This is a genomic window from Streptomyces canus (genome assembly GCF_030815415.1).
Taxonomy (GTDB): domain Bacteria; phylum Actinomycetota; class Actinomycetes; order Streptomycetales; family Streptomycetaceae; genus Streptomyces; species Streptomyces canus_F.
Map to the genome: position 1 here is coordinate 3,472,671 of NZ_JAUSWW010000001.1, position 16,718 is coordinate 3,489,388.

The window sequence follows — 16,718 nt, forward strand, 5'->3', positions numbered from 1 at the left end:
CCGTACGTTCCTACAATCCGTGATCCTGGCCGAACAGACCGTAGTAACCGGAGCCCAACGCCCCTACGTTGTGCCCCGTGCGCCGACCCCCAGCCCTTCCGAACCAGCCAGGCCCTCCCTTCAACGCCCCCGCCGCCCGTCGCCTCCGTGCCGCCCTGAACATGGGCCCCGAACATGTCGCCTACGGCATGCGGGCCTCCTACGGGCTGCCCTACGTCACCCCGGACCTCGTCATCGCGTGGGAACGGGGCACGACAAACCCCACCAGCCCCGAACTCACCGCTCTCGCGGGCGTGTTGTGGTGTTCGGCCGGCGAACTCATCGGCAGGCCGCGCACCCTGCGCGAGCACCGGATCAGACGCGGCCTGGCCCCCGAGGACGTCGCCCATGCCCTGGGGTTCGAACTCCTCGCCTATCTGAGCATGGAGGAGAACAACGACTGGCGGGGCAACGACCGCCAGTCCGCCGTCCTCGCCGAGGTGCTGGACCTGACTCTGCCGGACTTCGTCACCGTCACGGGCCGCGAGCCACGGCTGACCGAGCATCTCCGCAGCGCCGTCACCACGCGCTGGCAGGCGTACGTCCGTCCCGTGAGCAAGATCGTGCCCCTGGACCGGCGGCTCCTGGAGGACGTCCTCCAGGAGCTGCACCAGGAGTACCAGCGGCAGATGGTCGCCACGCTGAGCTGGGGAGAAGGCAGCGCGGCAGGCGATTCGAGCCACTCGGGCCGAGACTTCCTCGACCGGATCGTCGACACCTTCTGGACGAACGTCCAGAAGGTCACGGGATAGCGGGCCCGGCGAACACGGGCTCGGCGCGCGGGGTGGGTGAACGCGGGCTAGAAGACCGACTCCGCCTCGTCCATCCGGTCCTTGGGCACCGTCTTCAACTCGGTCACCGCCTCCGCGAGCGGCACCATCACGATGTCCGTCCCGCGCAGCGCCGTCATCCGCCCGAACTCACCCCGGTGCGCGGCCTCCACCGCGTGCCACCCGAAGCGGGTGGCCAGGACGCGGTCGTACGCCGTCGGTACGCCACCTCGCTGGACGTGGCCCAGGATGACCGGCTTGGCCTCCTTGCCGAGCCGTCGCTCCAGCTCGTACGCCAGCGCCGTACCGATGCCCTGGAAGCGCTCGTGGCCGAACTGGTCGATGTCGCCCTTGCCGTAGTCCATGGAGCCCTCGGCGGGGTGCGCGCCCTCGGCGACGCAGATGACCGCGAACTTCTTGCCGCGGGAGAAGCGCTCCTCGACCAGCTTGACCAGGTCGGCCGGGTCGAAGGGGCGCTCGGGGAGACAGATGCCGTGGGCGCCGGCGGCCATGCCGGACTCCAGGGCGATCCAGCCCGCGTGGCGGCCCATGACCTCGACGACCATCACCCGCTGGTGCGACTCGGCCGTCGTCTTGAGGCGGTCCATCGCCTCCGTGGCGACCCCCACCGCCGTGTCGAAACCGAAGGTCCGGTCCGTGGAGGAGATGTCGTTGTCGATCGTCTTCGGGACGCCGACGACCGGGAGGCCCGCGTCCGACAGCATCCGCGCCGCCGTCAGCGTGCCCTCGCCGCCGATCGGGATCAGCGCGTCGATACCGAAGTCACGGGCGATGTCGGGCGCGCTCTCACAGGCCTCGCGCAGGCGGTCGCGCTCCAGACGGGAGGAGCCGAGGATCGTGCCGCCGCGGGCCAGGATGCCGCTCACCGCGTCCAGGTCGAGGCTGCGGTAGTGGCTGTCCAGGAGGCCCGCGTAGCCGTCCTCGAAGCCGATCACCTCATCGCCGTACTGCGTGACCGCTCGGTGCACGACCGACCGGATCACTGCGTTCAGGCCGGGACAGTCGCCGCCTGCGGTGAGAACTCCGATACGCATCGTGCTGTGTCTCCTGCTCGCTGTTGATACCGGTGAGCCAGTCCGATTGTTTCACGTCCCACACCGCACTGCCGCCTCCACTCCTGACGGGCGCCGTATCCAGCGCGAGAGGTATTGTCAAGAGGGTTCTGCTCACCTCGGTGGGCGATTTTTGTGCCCCCTCTTTCGAACGGAGAGCACGCGTGACCCGCAGCGTGTACGTGACCGGAATCGACCGCGGCGACGGCCGCCAGGTCGTCGAGCTGGGGGTCATGGAACTCCTGACCCGGCAGGTCGACCGGGTGGGTGTCTTCCGGCCCCTCGTCCACCACAGTCCCGATCGCCTGTTCGAGTTGCTGCGTGCCCGCTACCGCCTCTCACAGGACCCCACGACGGTCTACGGCATGGACTACCACGAGGCGTCCACGCTCCAGGCCGAACAGGGGACGGACGAGCTGGTCTCGACGCTCGTCGACCGCTTCCACCTCGTCGCGCGCGACTACGACGTCGTCCTCGTCCTCGGGACGGACTTCGCCGACACCCAGCTCCCCGACGAGCTCTCGCTCAACGCGCGGCTCGCCAACGAGTTCGGGGCGTCCGTCATCCCCGTCGTCGGCGGCCGCAAGCAGCCCGCCGAGTCGGTGCTCGCCGAGACCCGAAACGCGTATCGCGCCTACGACGGCCTGGGCTGCGACGTCCTGGCCATGGTCACCAACCGGGTCGCCCGCGAGGACCGGGACCTCATCGCCGAGCGGCTCGACTCCTCCCGGCTGCCCGTGCCCTGCTACGTCGTGCCCGACGAGCCCGCCCTGTCCGCGCCGACCGTCGCGCAGATCGGCCAGTCCCTCGGCGCCAAGGTGCTGCTCGGCGACGACTCGGGGCTCGCCCGGGACGCGCTCGGCTTCGTCTTCGGCGGCGCCATGCTGCCGAACTTCCTCGGCGCCCTGACCCCGGGCTGTCTCGTCGTGACCCCGGGCGACCGCGCCGACCTCGTCGTCGGCTCGCTCGCCGCGCACAGCGCCGGCACGCCGCCGATAGCCGGTGTGCTGCTCACCCTGGGCGAGGTGCCGAACGACGACGTCCTCACCCTCGCCGCCCGCCTCGCCCCCGGCACCCCGGTGCTCTCGGTGCCCGGCAACAGTTTCCCGACCGCCGAGCAACTCTTCTCCCTGGAAGGGAAGTTGAACGCGGCCACGCCACGCAAGGCGGAGACCGCGCTCGGCCTCTTCGAGCGGTACATCGACAGCGGCGACCTGCTCAAGCGGGTCTCGGCACCGAGCAACGACCGCGTCACACCGATGATGTTCGAGCACAAGCTCCTGGAGCAGGCCCGCTCCGACAAGCGCCGCGTCGTGCTGCCCGAGGGCACCGAGCCCCGCGTCCTGCACGCCGCCGAGGTGCTGCTGCGCCGCGGGGTCTGTGAACTCACCCTGCTCGGCCCCGTCGACCAGATCCGCAAGAAGGCCGCCGACCTCGGCATCGACCTCGGCCACGCCCAGCTGATCGACCCGGCCACCAGCGAGCTGCGCGACTCCTTCGCCGAGAAGTACGCGACCGTGCGCGCCCACAAGGGCGTGACGGTGGAGCTGGCGTACGACGTCGTCTCCGATGTGAACTACTTCGGGACGCTGATGGTGCAGGAGGGGCTCGCCGACGGCATGGTCTCCGGCTCCGTGCACTCCACCGCCGCGACCATCCGGCCCGCCTTCGAGATCATCAAGACCAAGCCGGACGCCGACATCGTGTCGTCCGTCTTCTTCATGTGCCTCGCCGACCGGGTCCTCGTCTACGGCGACTGCGCGGTCAACCCGGACCCGAACGCCGAGCAGTTGGCCGACATCGCCATCCAGGCGGCCGCGACCGCCGGGCAGTTCGGGGTGGACCCGCGGATCGCGATGCTGTCGTACTCGACGGGTACGTCCGGCTCCGGCGCCGACGTCGACAAGGTGCGCGAGGCGACCGAGCTGGTACGGCTGCGGCGGCCCGATCTGCGGATCGAGGGGCCGATCCAGTACGACGCCGCCGTCGAGCCCACCGTCGCGGCGACCAAGCTGCCGGAGTCCGAGGTGGCCGGGCAGGCGACGGTCCTGATCTTCCCCGACCTCAACACGGGCAACAACACCTACAAGGCCGTGCAGCGTTCGGCCGGCGCGATCGCCGTCGGCCCGGTGCTCCAGGGTCTGCGCAAGCCGGTCAACGACCTGTCCCGGGGCGCGCTCGTCCAGGACATCGTCAACACCGTCGCCATCACGGCGATCCAGGCCCAGTCCCCCGCCCCGTCCCCCACCGAGAAGGCGTCCCAGCAGTGAGCTCGCCCCGCGGAACCCGTGTCCTCGTCCTCAACTCCGGCTCCTCGTCGGTGAAGTACCAGCTGCTCGACATGCAGGACAGCAGCCGACTGGCCTTGGGCCTCGTCGAGCGCATCGGCGAGGAGTCCTCCCGGCTCAAGCACACGTCCCTCACCACGGGCGACACCCGTGAGCGGACCGGCCCGATCCCCGACCACGAGGCCGCCCTGAAGGCCGTAGCGGAAGAACTGGCCGAGGACGGGCTCGGCCTCGACTCCCCCGAGCTGGCCGCCATCGGCCACCGGGTCGTGCACGGCGGGCAGTCCTTCACCGCGCCCACCGTCATCGACGACGCCGTACTCGCCGAGATCGAGCGACTGATCCCGGTCGCCCCGCTGCACAACCCGGCCAACCTCACCGGCATCCGCACCGCCCAGGCGCTGCGCCCCGACCTGCCCCAGGTCGCCGTCTTCGACACCGCCTTCCACACGACGATGCCGGAGTCGGCCGCCCGGTACGCGATCGACGCCGCCACCGCCGACGAGCACCGCATCCGGCGCTACGGCTTCCACGGCACCTCGCACGCGTACGTCGCCCGGGCGACCGCGAAGCTGCTGGGCAAGGCGCCGGAGGAGGTCAACGTCATCGTGCTGCACCTGGGCAACGGGGCCTCGGCCTCCGCGGTCGCGAAGGGCCGGTGCGTGGACACCTCCATGGGGCTGACGCCTTTGGAGGGACTCGTGATGGGTACGCGCTCCGGAGACGTGGATCCGGCCGTCATCTTCCATTTGATGCGTGTTGGCGGAATGTCCACGGACGAGATCGACACTCTTCTCAACAAGAAGAGCGGCTTGATCGGACTGTGCGGGGACAACGACATGCGGGAGATCCGGCGCCGCGTGGACGAGGGTGACGAACAGGCGCAACTCGCCTTCGACATCTACATTCACCGTTTGAAGAAGTACATAGGCGCCTATTACGCGGTGCTCGGCCGGGTGGACGCCATCGCCTTCACAGCGGGAGTCGGGGAAAACGCGAGCCCGGTGCGGGAGGCTGCGGTGGCGGGCCTGGAGGAGCTGGGCCTCGCGGTGGACAGCGGGCTCAACGCCGTACGCAGCGACGAGCCGCGGCTGATCTCCCCGGAGCACGCACGCGTGGCCGTGGCCGTGGTGCCCACCGACGAAGAACTGGAGATCGCCACACAGACCTACGCGCTGGTCGGAAGTAATACACGTCAGTAACACGCCTGAGCAGATAGGCGCCCATTTGTATCTTCCACCAGACGGAATATTCCGTAGCGAAACAAACCGATAGGATCGCCCCATGCGCCGTTCGAAAATCGTCTGTACTCTCGGCCCCGCGGTCGACTCCCACGAAATGCTCGTGTCCCTGATCGAAGCCGGCATGAACGTGGCCCGCTTCAACTTCAGCCACGGCACGCACGCCGAACACCAGGGGCGGTACGACCGCGTCCGTGCCGCCGCCAAGGAGACCGGCCGGGCCATCGGTGTCCTCGCCGACCTTCAGGGCCCCAAGATCCGCCTGGAGACCTTCGCCGAGGGCCCGGTGGAGCTGGAGCGCGGTGACGAGTTCGTCATCACGACCGAGGACGTCCAGGGTGACAAGCAGATCTGCGGGACCACCTACAAGGGCCTGCCGGGCGATGTCTCGCGCGGCGACCAGATCCTCATCAACGACGGCAACGTCGAGCTGAAGGTCCTGGACGTCGAGGGCCCCCGGGTCAAGGCGATCGTCATCGAGGGCGGTGTCGTCTCCGACCACAAGGGCATCAACCTGCCCGGCGCGGCCGTGAACGTCCCGGCGCTGTCCGAGAAGGACGTCGAGGACCTCCGTTTCGCGCTGCGCATGGGCTGCGACATGGTCGCACTGTCCTTCGTCCGCGACGCCAAGGACGTGGCCGACGTCCACAAGGTGATGGACGAGGAGGGCCGCCGGGTCCCCGTCATCGCCAAGGTGGAGAAGCCGCAGGCGGTGGAGAACATGGAGGACGTCGTGATGGCGTTCGACGCCGTGATGGTCGCCCGTGGTGACCTCGCCGTCGAATACCCGCTCGAGAAGGTCCCGATGGTGCAGAAGCGCCTCATCGAGCTGTGCCGCCGCAACGCCAAGCCGGTGATCGTGGCGACCCAGATGATGGAGTCGATGATCACCAACTCCCGTCCCACCCGCGCCGAGGCCTCCGACGTGGCCAACGCGATCCTGGACGGCGCGGACGCGGTCATGCTGTCCGCCGAGTCGAGCGTGGGCGCCTACCCGATCGAGACCGTCAAGACGATGTCGAAGATCGTCAGCGCGGCCGAGCAGGAGCTGCTCAGCAAGGGCCTGCAGCCGCTCGTCCCCGGCAAGAAGCCGCGCACGCAGGGCGGTTCGATCGCCCGCGCCGCGTGCGAGATCGCCGACTTCCTCGGCGGCCGAGCACTGGTCGCGTTCACCCAGTCCGGCGACACCGCCCGCCGTCTGTCGCGCTACCGCGCGGTCCAGCCGATCGTCGCCTTCACCACCGACGAGAGCACCCGCAACCAGCTGACGCTCAGCTGGGGCGTCGAGTCGCACGTCGTGCCGTTCGTGAACAGCACCGACGAAATGGTCGACATGGTCGACCAGGAGATCGCCAAGATCAACCGCTTCAACCCGGGCGAGATCGTCATCATCACCGCCGGCTCGCCCCCCGGCATCCCCGGCACCACCAACATGCTCCGCGTCCACCACCTGGGCGGCCACAAGTAGGACCCCGGGGCCCCTCCGGGGGCCCCGACGGCCGAGAAGGCCTGTGTACGGCGCTGAGGGCGCCCCCTGGATCAGGGGGCGCCCTCAGGCGTGTTGCGGCTCCCGAACGGGCCTGTGGGGGCGCTCAGTCGGTGGTGTAGTTGTGCAGCCCGGGCACGTGCAGGGTGCCGCCGAACTGGCCGGCCTGCACGACCGTCACCTTGGTGAAGTAGATCAGCGGGATGTTCAGCGGCGGCGGGCTCTTCGGGCTGAACGTCACCGGGATCAGCCCCAGCAGGTTGCCGGAGATGCTCTCCGTGTACATCACCGTGTCGCCGTCACGGATCGTGGAGGTCGAGCCCTTGGCCGCCTGCACGTGGTAGGTCTTGCCGGACTGCTCGTCTTTCACCGTCTGGTGCAGGTCGCCGATGTCGGTGCCGTCGGAGATGACGTACTTCAGCACCTCCTTGACGGTGCCGTCGGCCGTGCGCACCTTGACGATGCCCTTGTAGTCGGCGCCCTTCAGCAGCAGGGAGCTGGCGTTCAGGTACCAGGGGTCGGCCGGCAGCGGCACGGCGTTGTCCACGCCGCCCTCCGCGTCGGTGGCGACCGGGCAGTCGTCGACGTCCGTGCTGGAGCTCGGCGACGGGCTGGCGGTGGCCGCCTCGGCCGCCTTCTCGACAGCCTTGGTGGTGTCCTCGGCAGCCTTGGACGCCGCGTCGGTCGTGTCCTTCGCGGTGTCCTCGACCGTGTCGGCGACCTTGTCGGTGGTGTCCTTGACGGCGTCGGACGCGTCGTCGTCCTTGCTGTCGTCGGAGGCGCTCTCCGAGGCCGAAGCGGACGGCGTCGGGCTGGCGCTCGCGGACGGCGAGGCGCTCTCACCGCCCGTGAAGATGCCCTCGATGGCGTCGCCGATCTCCTCCAGCACGTTCCCGCTGCTCTCGGAGGCCGAGGGCGAGGGCGTGGCGGTGGCACCGGACTGCGCGTCGTTGGAGCCCGCCGAGGACGAACTGGCGGACGCCGACGGCGTGGGCTCGGCCTCGTCGTCGGAACCTGAATCCGACGAAGAGCCGTTGCCCGAGTCGGTGGGTGACGCGGACGCCGAAGGGGTGGCCTCGGCCTCGTCGTCCTTGGAACCGGAGTCACTGGCGCTCGGGGACGGTGAGGCGGACGCCGAGGCGCCGTCCTCCAGGGCCGCGACACAGTCCTTGTACTCGTCGGCCGTCAGGCTCTTGGAGGTGGGCTGGTCCTCCGCGTTGGCGAGCGTCGGCGTGAACCCCATCCCCATGAGGACCGCGGTCGGCATCGCCGCCAGGGCTATCGCCTTGCCGGCGGGCATGTGGAAGCGGGTGAACAGCGGCTTCTTGGGCGCCGCATGCCGTGGCCCGGTTCTCGCACGGGACCCCTCCACATCGGTCCCGTGGGTCACCTCGTCAGCCGGCACTGTGCCTCCCGTTCGCCCCGTTCGCCGGGCTCGTTCCTGACAGATCGTTCGGCTCGCCGACGTCGTACGCGTCCTTGGAGAGCGTGGGAACCGCACCACCGGGGGCGCTGCCCTCACCCGCGGTGTCCCCCTGGCCCGGCTCCTGCACGGGCGGCTCGCCCGGCACCCAGGCCACGGCCATCGCTCCGCCGATGAGGGAGAGGAGGAAGCCGACGAGGAAGCCGCCGAGATTGGACACGGGGATGGACACCAGGGCCAGCAGGATCGCCGCCACGCCCGCGAAGGTGCGCACGTGCTTCTGGAACCAGAGGCTGATGCCGAGGACGACCAGCAGCACGCCGATGATCAGCGACCCGGCGCCCGCGGTGGTGGCCATCGCGAGGGTCAGGTGACCGATCTGGAGGTGTGCGTAAGGGAAGTACGCGATGGGGATTCCGCCCAGAAGGACGAACAGGCCGGCCCAGAACGGCCGGTCGCCCCGCCAGGCGCGGAACTTCCGCTTGATGACCCGGATGTAGTGCTCATCGTGGCCGGGTACGGCAGGAGTCTCGGCGCTCATGGATACAGCTCCCTGGTGCGGCGTTGCTGTGGTGGTGAGTTGTACGGCATGTGAAGAACCGCGCTTCACAGTGGACGGGCGGGGGCGCCACCGGCTCCCCCGCCCGTCAGCGAGTGCTTAGTAGCACTCCTTGACACCTGACGACAGCGACATCTTGAGGCCGCTGAGCTTGAAGGTTCCGGCGGTGGTGGCCCACGCCGTCTGCTTCACGCCGGTCAGCGTGGCCTTGTCGGCCTGCTGGGCGAAGCCGAAGGGGTTGGCCTGCTCGCCGCCACCCTTCATGCCCGGACCCTTGCTGGCGTCCTTGGCGGCCACACCGATGTCGATGTTCTCGAACGTCGCGTCGGCCTCGAGCTCTTCGACGTCGATGTACAGGTTCTCGGCCTGGACGGGAGTACCGCCGCCGCCCGCCTTCAGGATCAGGCTGACGGAACCGAGGACCGGGATGTTCGGCGTGACCACGGACTGGCACATGCCGGTGATCGAGGCCGACTTGAACGCCGAGACCGCGACGGGGTGAGCCGTCTTCTTGCCGTCGAGGGTGTACCCCGTGTCAAGCGCACCGTACTGGGAGAAACCCGTACCGACGAGCTTGTCCGCGGTGACCTTGAACGACTGGCCCGACACACTGAACGACGCGGCGAGAGCGCCCTGCGCGAGGGCGACACCTATCGCAGCCGTGGCGGCCACGCTGGGCACCATCACGACGGCGAACCGCTTCCATCTGGTCCCGCCACGCACCTGGGACTCCATATTTCCTCCTTCTCGGACGTACATCTCCTGGCCCTGACTGCCCCTGTCGAACATGACGGCTCAGCCGGGCAGGGATGGGAGAAGTGCTACGTCCTCGGGAAGGGGAGCGCCCGTACTCGGAGGCGCGAACCGCGCACCGATCACCGGCGATCACCCCCGAGCGACAACCACTGGTCGCGCCTGAGCACATCACGCACAACCTTCTGGACAGGCTTCACCGGAAGGCGAAGACCCCCCTGCCCAAGAGCAGGCACCACTGCTGCCTGCTCTGCTCGGTGGGGACCCAGGAGTTCCCGCGGGCCCGACCGGCTGTCGGGGTGCGGGGAATGGACCGAGCGTCGCCGATCGTGGTGCATTCTCGCCGCCCGCACAAGGGGCTTCGTTACTCGGTAGTAACGGCCGGATAACCGAACAACGACCCGCTGGTCTCGGCCGACGACTCAGGGTGGCGCGCAGGGGCCGGACAAAATTGTTGATCGCCGGACAGAAACCGACAGATCAACGCCCAAAACTTACTTGCAGTAACAGCGGCCGCGATTACCAAGATTTGGTAAAGCGCGGCCGCAGTGACACTCCGTCGGCAAATCTTTCACTCGGGCACCACAGGCCCGGGTGTTTAGGGACTGGTCAGAACGGGGCTCCCGCCCCGGTCGGCGCCCCTCCCCTAGAACAGGGCCCGCGCCAGCGCCCGGCGTGCCGCGATCACCCGCGGGTCATCGGCCCCGACGACCTCGAAGAGCTCCAACAGCCGTACACGTACGGCATCCCGGTCGTCACCGAACGTGCGCCGCACGGTGTCGATGAGCCGCCCGAAGGCGTCATCCACATGTCCGCCCACCAGATCCAGGTCGGCGGCGGCGATCTGCGCCGGCACATCGGCCGGCTTCTCGGCGGCGTCCTTGCGGACCTGCTGCGGGTCCAGACCCTGCACCCGCTGGAGCAACTCGGCCTGGGCGAGGCCCAGTTTGGCCTCCGAGTTGCCCGGGTCGTCGCTCAGTACGTTCTTGTACGCCTGCACCGCACCGCCGAAGTCCCCCGCGTCCAGGGCCTGTACGGCGGCCTCGAGCAGCGCGTCGTAGGGCCCGACCGGCGTCGCGGGCGCGGCGGCCTGTGCGACACCGGGCCGGGCGTCGGGGTCCACCGTGATCCCGGTGAGCCCGAAGCGCTCCTCGGCGACCTGCACCAGTTGGTCCAGGGTCTGCTGGATCTGCTCCTTGCCGGCGGCTCCCTGGAAGAGCGGCAGGGCCTGTCCGGCCACCACCGCGAAGACGGCGGGAATCCCCTGGACCCCGAACTGCTGCATCAGCATCTGGTTGGCGTCGACGTCGATCTTGGCGAGGAGGAGGCGCCCGTTGTACTCGACGACGAGCTGCTCCAGCACCGGGCTGAGCTGCTTGCAGGGCTCGCACCACTCGGCCCAGAAGTCGATGACGACCGGTACCTCGGTGGAGCGCTGCAGGACGTCCCGCTCGAATCCGGCCTCGTCGACGTCGATGACGAGATCGGCCGGCGAGACGCCTGCGGTGCCGCCGCCCTGCCGGGCCGCTGCGGCGCGCGCCTGCTCCGCCTTCTCCTTGGCCTCCTGGGCCGCCTTCACCGCGGCGAGGTCGACGACTCCGCTCATGGACATGTTCCGTGGCTGCATGCGTCTATCCTCCCCCGTCCGCGCGTGCAAGTGAAAAGCGTTGAGAAAGCCGGTACCGCTTCTGTACTGCCGAGCGCCGGGTCCCCACCCCACGCCAGTGGTTTCGCTACGGGTCGTAGCGTAATGGCACGGGGTGCCTCGGGGCCACCCGAGCCCGGTGATCTCCCTCACGGCCACACGGGAACCGCCGGTTATGGTCATGGGATGCAGAGCCGCACTCCCGCCCCGCGGGCCACCGGACGCCCCCGCAGCGCCACCGCGGACGCGGCGATCCTCGCGGCGACCCGGGAGGCCCTGGTGGAGCTGGGCTGGTCCAAGCTCACCCTGGGAGACGTGGCGGCCCGGGCGGGGGTCGCGAAAACGACGCTCTACCGTCGCTGGGCGGGCAAGAACGAACTGGTCGTCGACGCGGTGGCGGAGCTCTTCGACGAGCTGGAACTCCCCGACTGCGGCACCCTCGCCGCCGACATCGAGGGCGTGGTCCTGCAGTACGCCGCGATCCTGGCCCGTCCGGAGGCGAAGAGCGGTCTGATGTCGGTCGTGGCCGAGTCCATCCACGACGAGGCCCTGCGCGAGCGCATCCGCTGCTCGATCGTCGAACGCCAGAAGCGGCTGGTCCTGGAGGGCCGCGCCCGCGCCGAGGCGCGCGGCGAGCTCCCCCCGGAATCCGATCCGGGGGAAGCCGCCCGCACGATCGACCTCATTTTCGACATGGTCGCCGGCACGGTGGTGCACCGCACCCTGGTCAGCGCGCAACCGGCGGACGAGGAGTGGGTGCGCGGTTTCGCCCGCGTCCTGCTCCTGGGCCTGACCTCGGCCGGACCCCGGTAAGTGCGAGAGGCCGCCCGGCGCGGGCGGCCGAGTCCGTCGCCTCAGCCGTCTGTTGTGGAGTGGGACCGCACAGTCGGGCTGACGTCGCGGGCCCGTGCCACAGCCCTGGACCAGATCTCGGCGACCTTGTGCAGCCTGGACCTGTCGGCGACGGGCAGCGAGGCCGCGTACTGCTTGCGCAGCGAGAGCACCGTGGACGGGATGTGCAACCGCGCGGCGCACTCCCCGTCTCCCACCGCCACCGCGATCTCCCGTCGGCGCAACTCCTCGGTCGCGCCCCGCTTGCGGAACTCGGTGCTGAGACGCTCGCTCGCCTCTTCGGGGGTCGGGTAGGGATGTCCCTTCTCCCTCATGCACGTCCGCCAGTCGCGCAGGGCGGCCGTATACCGGGGGGCGCGGGTCACCTGGTCCGTGAGCGAGGCGTCGAGGTTCTGCGGGATGTGCATCGCCGCCGCCCAGCCGTCCAGGTCGCCGAACAGCCGTCTGCGGCTGTCCGCCTCGCAACCCACGGCCGAGAAGGTGACGGTGCTGCCCGCGCCGAACCTGATCTCCCGCAGGTCCCCCGGAGTGCCGCGCAGAGCTCGCAGATACGCGTCCGCTTCCCTGGCCGGCAGCCGGGCCACGTACTGGTCGTTGGTCGGACTGTCGGTGTCCGCCGCCTTCCGGGCACGCTCCGTCGAGAACCTCGCATACAGCCCGTAGCCTTCGCGGCGCCGGGTGTCCAAGCCGATCTCCCGCTCCTCGTAGGAGCCTGTGGCCGGGGCGAACGCATCGACTCGGTAGGGGAAGCCCTTGGCGGTCATGCATGCCGCGATGAGTTCGGTCTCGGCGTGGAAGAGCCGGGCCTCGTCCAGCGCCTGGCCACCCGAACGCGTGAGCAACGCGAGCTCGGCCGGGCCGAGTTCCGGCGTGGGCGCTGGGGCCGAGCCCGAGTCGCTGCACGCCGTCAACACGAGAGCCGCCGCCACGGCGCAGGCGGAGAAGGCTGCGCTTGTCGCCTTCCGGCGGTGTGTCATACGACCGTCCCCTCTCTGGACGTACACGGCGTCCCGTCCGTGGAAATGGGCGCGAGTGGCGGGCGGTGCCGATGGGCACCGCCCGGGCGCGCTCAGTCGAACGGGTTGGGGCCGCCGCATGCGGAGGTGGTCGTGTCGCTGGGCGAGATCCAGCTGTTGGACGAGAAGTTGTTGTTGTGCGAGGAGGCGAACTGGGTCTCACCGGAACCGCGGGACAACCGGTAGAAGCCGCCGCTGTAGTTCGTCCCGGTCCACATGACCGCGTTGCAGCTGACCCCGTTGTTGTAGGCGGAGGAGGCGCAGTCGCTCCAGGTGCCGTTCGGGCAGGCGCTCTGGCCGAACACCCCCCAGTTCGAGTTCCGTCCGGACAACTCGCCCGGTCCGGCGCCCGTGTAGTTCTCACCGTTCCAGAAACAGAGGTTCCCCGAGTCGCAGCCGACGGGCGCGGCCGCTATCGCCACGCTTGAGGGCAGGGCGGCGGACGTACCGGCGACACCACCGGACGAGGCCGCGGACGTTCCGGCCAGACCGGCGACCGCCAGGACCGCTCCCGCCGCGACTGACAAGAGTCTCTTCACGCATTTCTCCTTCCGATATGGCCAGAATGCATCGGCCGTTCATGGCGCCCGAATTCCTAAAACCGGCAAAAAAGTCTCGCCCGGTCCTTTCCGGAAGCCGATCCGGCCATGTTGCGCATGGCTGGCCTGAGCTGACCGGTACAGCATTGCCCGCCGATGCGAGAGCGGTCCATGATGCTGAACCTCATAGAAAAAGCGCAGGTACAGGGGAGGAATGAAATGCTCCGCATTCATTTCACGGACGCCGACCTCGCCCGGACACGCGTTGCCCGCTCACCCGACCCGATGTGGGAGATCACAACGAGCCTGCACCGTCTCCAGACGAAACGAGGCCGCTGGTCCCATGCGGAATGGTACAGATCAACCCGCGACCGCATCGCGGATCGAGGACTCGGAAGCCTGCTGCAGAAGTTCTTACTGCCGCTCTTTCCCAGGGCCGCCTATTTTCCCGACTTCCTCACGCCGAGTCAGGGCGCTGATGAGGAACTCGACGGCGGTCTCGAAGGCATGGTCGCCACATCGCCAGACCGGGTTCTGAAGGAAATGGCGATCTTCGACCGCAGGGTGGGCGCCCCCTCCTGGGCGCCCCGCATCGCCGAGAAAGAATCGAGGCAGGAACTCGCGGCGGCGCTGCGCACCTATTACGACGTCGCCGTCGCTCCGTACGCCGAGCGGATGCAGGCACGCATGGACGCCGAGCGGGCCCTCCGCTGCCGGCACGCCCTCGATGGCGGCATCGGGGGGATGCTGGCGAGCCTCGGACCCGCCATGTGCTGGCGGCCGCCGGTCCTGCACGTCTCGTTCACGGTCGCGGACCGGGACCTCCATCTGAACGGGCGAGGGCTGGTGCTGATCCCGTCCTACTTCGCCGCGCAGAATCCGACCACCCTCGCCGACCCGGAACTGCCGCCCGTCCTGGTCTACCCGGTCCACCGCGCCGCCCCGGGACGTCCCCCGCTCGCCACCGTGGCCGCGAACGCCGGTGCACCGCTCACGGCACTGCTCGGGCGCGCGCGGGCCGGGGTGTTGCGGGCCACCGCCGCGGGAGCCACAACCGGCGAGATCGCTCGCGTCACGGGCATCTCCCCGTCGTCCGCGAGCAAGCACACCACGACCCTGCGGGAGGCAGGGCTGATCACCAGCCATCGGCACGCGACGACGGTGCTGCACACGTTGACGCCTGCGGGGGCCGCGGTTCTGCGAGCGGCCACCCGCACCGCGCCCGACGCTTGAGCCGCCCTGTCCGCTCGGGGTCGGTGCGGGCTCAGAACCCCGCCGGCTCCGTATAGACGCCCCACTCGTCCCGCAGCACCCCGCAGATCTCACCGAGGGTCGCTTCGGCCCGTACGGCGTCCAGCATCGGCCCGATCATGTTGCCGCCGTCTCGCGCGCAGGCGAGCATCGCGTCGAGGGCGGCGCGTACGGCGGCCTCGTCCCGTGCGCCCTTGCGGGCACCCAGCACACGCACCTGCTCCCGCTCCACCTCGTGGCTGACCCGCAGGATCTCCAGGTCGCCGGTGACGGAGCCGTGGTGGACGTTGACGCCGACGACCCTCTTGTCGCCCTTCTCCAGGGACCGTTGGTACTGGAACGCGGACTCGGCGATCTCGCCGGTGAACCAGCCGTCCTCGATGCCGCGCAGGATGCCGGAGGTGATGGGCCCGATGGGATGCCGCCCGTCGGGATGGGCCCGCAGCCCCCGCTCCTTGATCTGCTCGAAGATCTTCTCGGCGTCGGCCTCGATACGGTCCGTCAGCTGCTCCACGTACCACGAACCACCCAGCGGATCCGCCACGTTGGCGACCCCGGTCTCCTCCATGAGGACCTGCTGGGTCCGCAGCGCGATCTCCGCGGCCTGCTCGGACGGGAGCGCGAGGGTCTCGTCGAGGGCGTTGGTGTGCAGGGAGTTGGTGCCGCCGAGCACGGCCGCGAGCGCCTCGACGGCCGTCCGTACGACGTTGTTGTACGGCTGCTGCGCGGTCAGTGAGACCCCGGCGGTCTGGGTGTGGAAGCGCAGCCACTGCGCCTTGTCGCTCCGCGCCCCGTACACGTCCCGCATCCACCGCGCCCAGATCCTGCGGGCCGCGCGGAACTTGGCGATCTCCTCGAAGAAATCGACGTGGGCGTCGAAGAAGAAGGAGAGCCCGGGCGCGAAGACCTCGACGTCGAGTCCGCGACTCAGCCCCAGCTCCACGTACCCGAACCCGTCGGCGAGCGTGTAGGCGAGCTCCTGCGCGGCCGTCGATCCCGCTTCCCGGATGTGGTAGCCGGAGACGGAGAGCGGCTTGTACGCGGGAATGCCCTCCGCGCAGTACTCCATGAGATCCCCGATGAGCCGCAGATGGGGCTCGGGCTGGAAGAGCCACTCCTTCTGCGCGATGTACTCCTTGAAGATGTCGGTCTGGAGAGTGCCGTTGAGCACCCCGGGATCGACGCCCTGCCGCTCGGCGGCGACGAGGTACATGCAGAAGACGGGTACGGCGGGCCCGCTGATGGTCATGGAGGTGGTGACGTCCCCGAGCGGGATGTCCTTGAACAGCACCTCCATGTCGGCGGCCGAGTCGATGGCGACCCCGCAGTGCCCGACCTCCCCGAGCGCCCGGGGGTCGTCGGAGTCCCGCCCCATGAGGGTCGGCATGTCAAAAGCGACGGACAGCCCCCCGCCCCCGTTGGCGAGGATCTTCTTGTACCGCTCGTTGGTCTGCTCGGCGTTCCCGAACCCGGCGAACTGCCGGATGGTCCACGTGCGCCCCCGGTACCCGGTCGGATAGAGCCCCCGCGTGAACGGATACTCCCCCGGCCACCCGATCCGCTCGAACCCCTCGTACCGGTCCCCCACCCGAGGCCCGTACACCGGCTCCACGGCGTCCCCGGACAACGTGGTGAAGTCCGCCTCCCGCTTACGCGAGGCGTCGTACCGGGCCTGCCACCGTCGGCGGCCCTCTTCGATGGCGTCAGCGTCCATGCTTCAAATTTACTAGGACGTCCTAGTAAATGTCGATGGAGAACCGCCGCGAGCTCTCTCGCGGCGGTG

The 16,718-nt window shown here is 69.3% G+C and carries 14 protein-coding genes; 6 read left to right on the top strand and 8 right to left on the bottom strand.

Features of this window, described 5'->3' with window-relative positions; genetic code table 11:
- The first annotated feature begins 77 nt into the window (after positions 1–77).
- The gene (locus QF037_RS15775) at positions 78–791 is read left to right on the top strand and encodes a helix-turn-helix domain-containing protein (protein WP_307025711.1); all 714 of its coding nucleotides are present in this window, start codon (positions 78–80) and stop codon (positions 789–791) included.
- A gap of 47 nt (positions 792–838) precedes the next feature.
- Here the strand turns inward: QF037_RS15775 and QF037_RS15780 are convergent, their stop codons facing one another.
- Positions 839–1,864 carry an ATP-dependent 6-phosphofructokinase gene (locus QF037_RS15780; RefSeq protein ID WP_307025713.1) on the bottom strand — a complete coding sequence of 342 codons (1,026 nt, stop codon included), beginning with the start codon at positions 1,862–1,864 and terminating at the stop codon, positions 839–841.
- A gap of 182 nt (positions 1,865–2,046) precedes the next feature.
- Between QF037_RS15780 and pta the strand changes: the two genes are divergently transcribed.
- The 3 genes from pta to pyk all read left to right on the top strand — a co-directional run bounded on the left by pta (position 2,047) and on the right by pyk (position 6,879).
- Complete coding sequence (gene pta / locus QF037_RS15785) at positions 2,047–4,152, top strand: phosphate acetyltransferase (RefSeq protein ID WP_307025715.1); 2,106 nt, start codon at positions 2,047–2,049, stop codon at positions 4,150–4,152.
- Complete coding sequence (locus QF037_RS15790; RefSeq protein ID WP_307025717.1) at positions 4,149–5,372, top strand: acetate kinase; 1,224 nt, start codon at positions 4,149–4,151, stop codon at positions 5,370–5,372. The genes pta and QF037_RS15790 overlap by 4 nt, the downstream gene beginning before the upstream one ends.
- Before the next feature lie 82 nt (positions 5,373–5,454).
- Positions 5,455–6,879, top strand: a complete 1,425-nt coding sequence (gene pyk, locus QF037_RS15795; protein ID WP_307025718.1) for a pyruvate kinase — start codon at positions 5,455–5,457, stop codon at positions 6,877–6,879.
- A gap of 124 nt (positions 6,880–7,003) precedes the next feature.
- On the opposite strand, the gene QF037_RS15800 is transcribed toward pyk, so the two are convergent.
- The 4 genes from QF037_RS15800 to QF037_RS15815 form a co-directional block, all read right to left on the bottom strand.
- Complete coding sequence (locus QF037_RS15800) at positions 7,004–8,302, bottom strand: hypothetical protein (RefSeq protein WP_307025721.1); 1,299 nt, start codon at positions 8,300–8,302, stop codon at positions 7,004–7,006.
- Positions 8,292–8,861, bottom strand: coding sequence for a DUF6114 domain-containing protein (locus QF037_RS15805; protein WP_307025722.1), 570 nt, complete (start codon positions 8,859–8,861; stop codon positions 8,292–8,294). Before QF037_RS15805 ends, QF037_RS15800 begins: the two co-directional genes overlap by 11 nt.
- 117 nt (positions 8,862–8,978) lie before the next feature.
- Positions 8,979–9,614 carry a DUF6230 family protein gene (locus QF037_RS15810; RefSeq protein WP_307025724.1) on the bottom strand — a complete coding sequence of 212 codons (636 nt, stop codon included), beginning with the start codon at positions 9,612–9,614 and terminating at the stop codon, positions 8,979–8,981.
- A gap of 664 nt (positions 9,615–10,278) precedes the next feature.
- Positions 10,279–11,259 carry a tetratricopeptide repeat protein gene (locus QF037_RS15815; protein WP_307025726.1) on the bottom strand — a complete coding sequence of 327 codons (981 nt, stop codon included), beginning with the start codon at positions 11,257–11,259 and terminating at the stop codon, positions 10,279–10,281.
- Positions 11,260–11,463: 204 nt separating this feature from the next.
- Here QF037_RS15815 and QF037_RS15820 point away from each other — a divergent pair, with 204 nt between their 5' ends.
- On the top strand, positions 11,464–12,090 hold the full coding sequence (locus QF037_RS15820) for a TetR/AcrR family transcriptional regulator (RefSeq protein ID WP_307025729.1): 627 nt from the start codon (positions 11,464–11,466) through the stop codon (positions 12,088–12,090).
- Between the two features lie 41 nt (positions 12,091–12,131).
- Here the strand turns inward: QF037_RS15820 and QF037_RS15825 are convergent, their stop codons facing one another.
- Positions 12,132–13,106, bottom strand: a complete 975-nt coding sequence (locus tag QF037_RS15825) for a hypothetical protein (RefSeq protein ID WP_307025731.1) — start codon at positions 13,104–13,106, stop codon at positions 12,132–12,134.
- 92 nt (positions 13,107–13,198) lie between these two features.
- Positions 13,199–13,684 (bottom strand): peptidase inhibitor family I36 protein, encoded by a 486-nt coding sequence (locus tag QF037_RS15830; protein WP_307025734.1) that lies wholly within the window; start codon positions 13,682–13,684, stop codon positions 13,199–13,201.
- 219 nt (positions 13,685–13,903) lie between these two features.
- On the opposite strand from QF037_RS15830, the gene QF037_RS15835 reads away from it, so the two are divergent.
- Positions 13,904–14,917 carry an ArsR/SmtB family transcription factor gene (locus QF037_RS15835; RefSeq protein ID WP_307037184.1) on the top strand — a complete coding sequence of 338 codons (1,014 nt, stop codon included), beginning with the start codon at positions 13,904–13,906 and terminating at the stop codon, positions 14,915–14,917.
- 31 nt (positions 14,918–14,948) lie between these two features.
- Here the strand turns inward: QF037_RS15835 and QF037_RS15840 are convergent, their stop codons facing one another.
- Entirely contained in the window at positions 14,949–16,649 is a 1,701-nt protein-coding gene (locus QF037_RS15840; RefSeq protein ID WP_307025736.1) for an acyl-CoA mutase large subunit family protein, read from the bottom strand.
- Positions 16,650–16,718 lie beyond the last annotated feature (69 nt).

Excerpts from the sequence above, each read along its gene's own strand:
- QF037_RS15805 (WP_307025722.1), bottom strand. The coding sequence starts at position 8,861 with ATGAGCGCCGAGACTCCTGCCGTACCCGGCCACGATGAGCACTACATC.
- QF037_RS15820 (WP_307025729.1), top strand. The coding sequence starts at position 11,464 with ATGCAGAGCCGCACTCCCGCCCCGCGGGCCACCGGACGCCCCCGCAGC.
- QF037_RS15840 (WP_307025736.1), bottom strand. The coding sequence starts at position 16,649 with ATGGACGCTGACGCCATCGAAGAGGGCCGCCGACGGTGGCAGGCCCGG.
- QF037_RS15835 (WP_307037184.1), top strand. The coding sequence starts at position 13,904 with ATGCTCCGCATTCATTTCACGGACGCCGACCTCGCCCGGACACGCGTT.
- QF037_RS15815 (WP_307025726.1), bottom strand. The coding sequence starts at position 11,259 with ATGCAGCCACGGAACATGTCCATGAGCGGAGTCGTCGACCTCGCCGCG.
- pyk (WP_307025718.1), top strand. The coding sequence starts at position 5,455 with ATGCGCCGTTCGAAAATCGTCTGTACTCTCGGCCCCGCGGTCGACTCC.
- QF037_RS15825 (WP_307025731.1), bottom strand. The coding sequence starts at position 13,106 with ATGACACACCGCCGGAAGGCGACAAGCGCAGCCTTCTCCGCCTGCGCC.
- QF037_RS15780 (WP_307025713.1), bottom strand. The coding sequence starts at position 1,864 with ATGCGTATCGGAGTTCTCACCGCAGGCGGCGACTGTCCCGGCCTGAAC.
- QF037_RS15810 (WP_307025724.1), bottom strand. The coding sequence starts at position 9,614 with ATGGAGTCCCAGGTGCGTGGCGGGACCAGATGGAAGCGGTTCGCCGTC.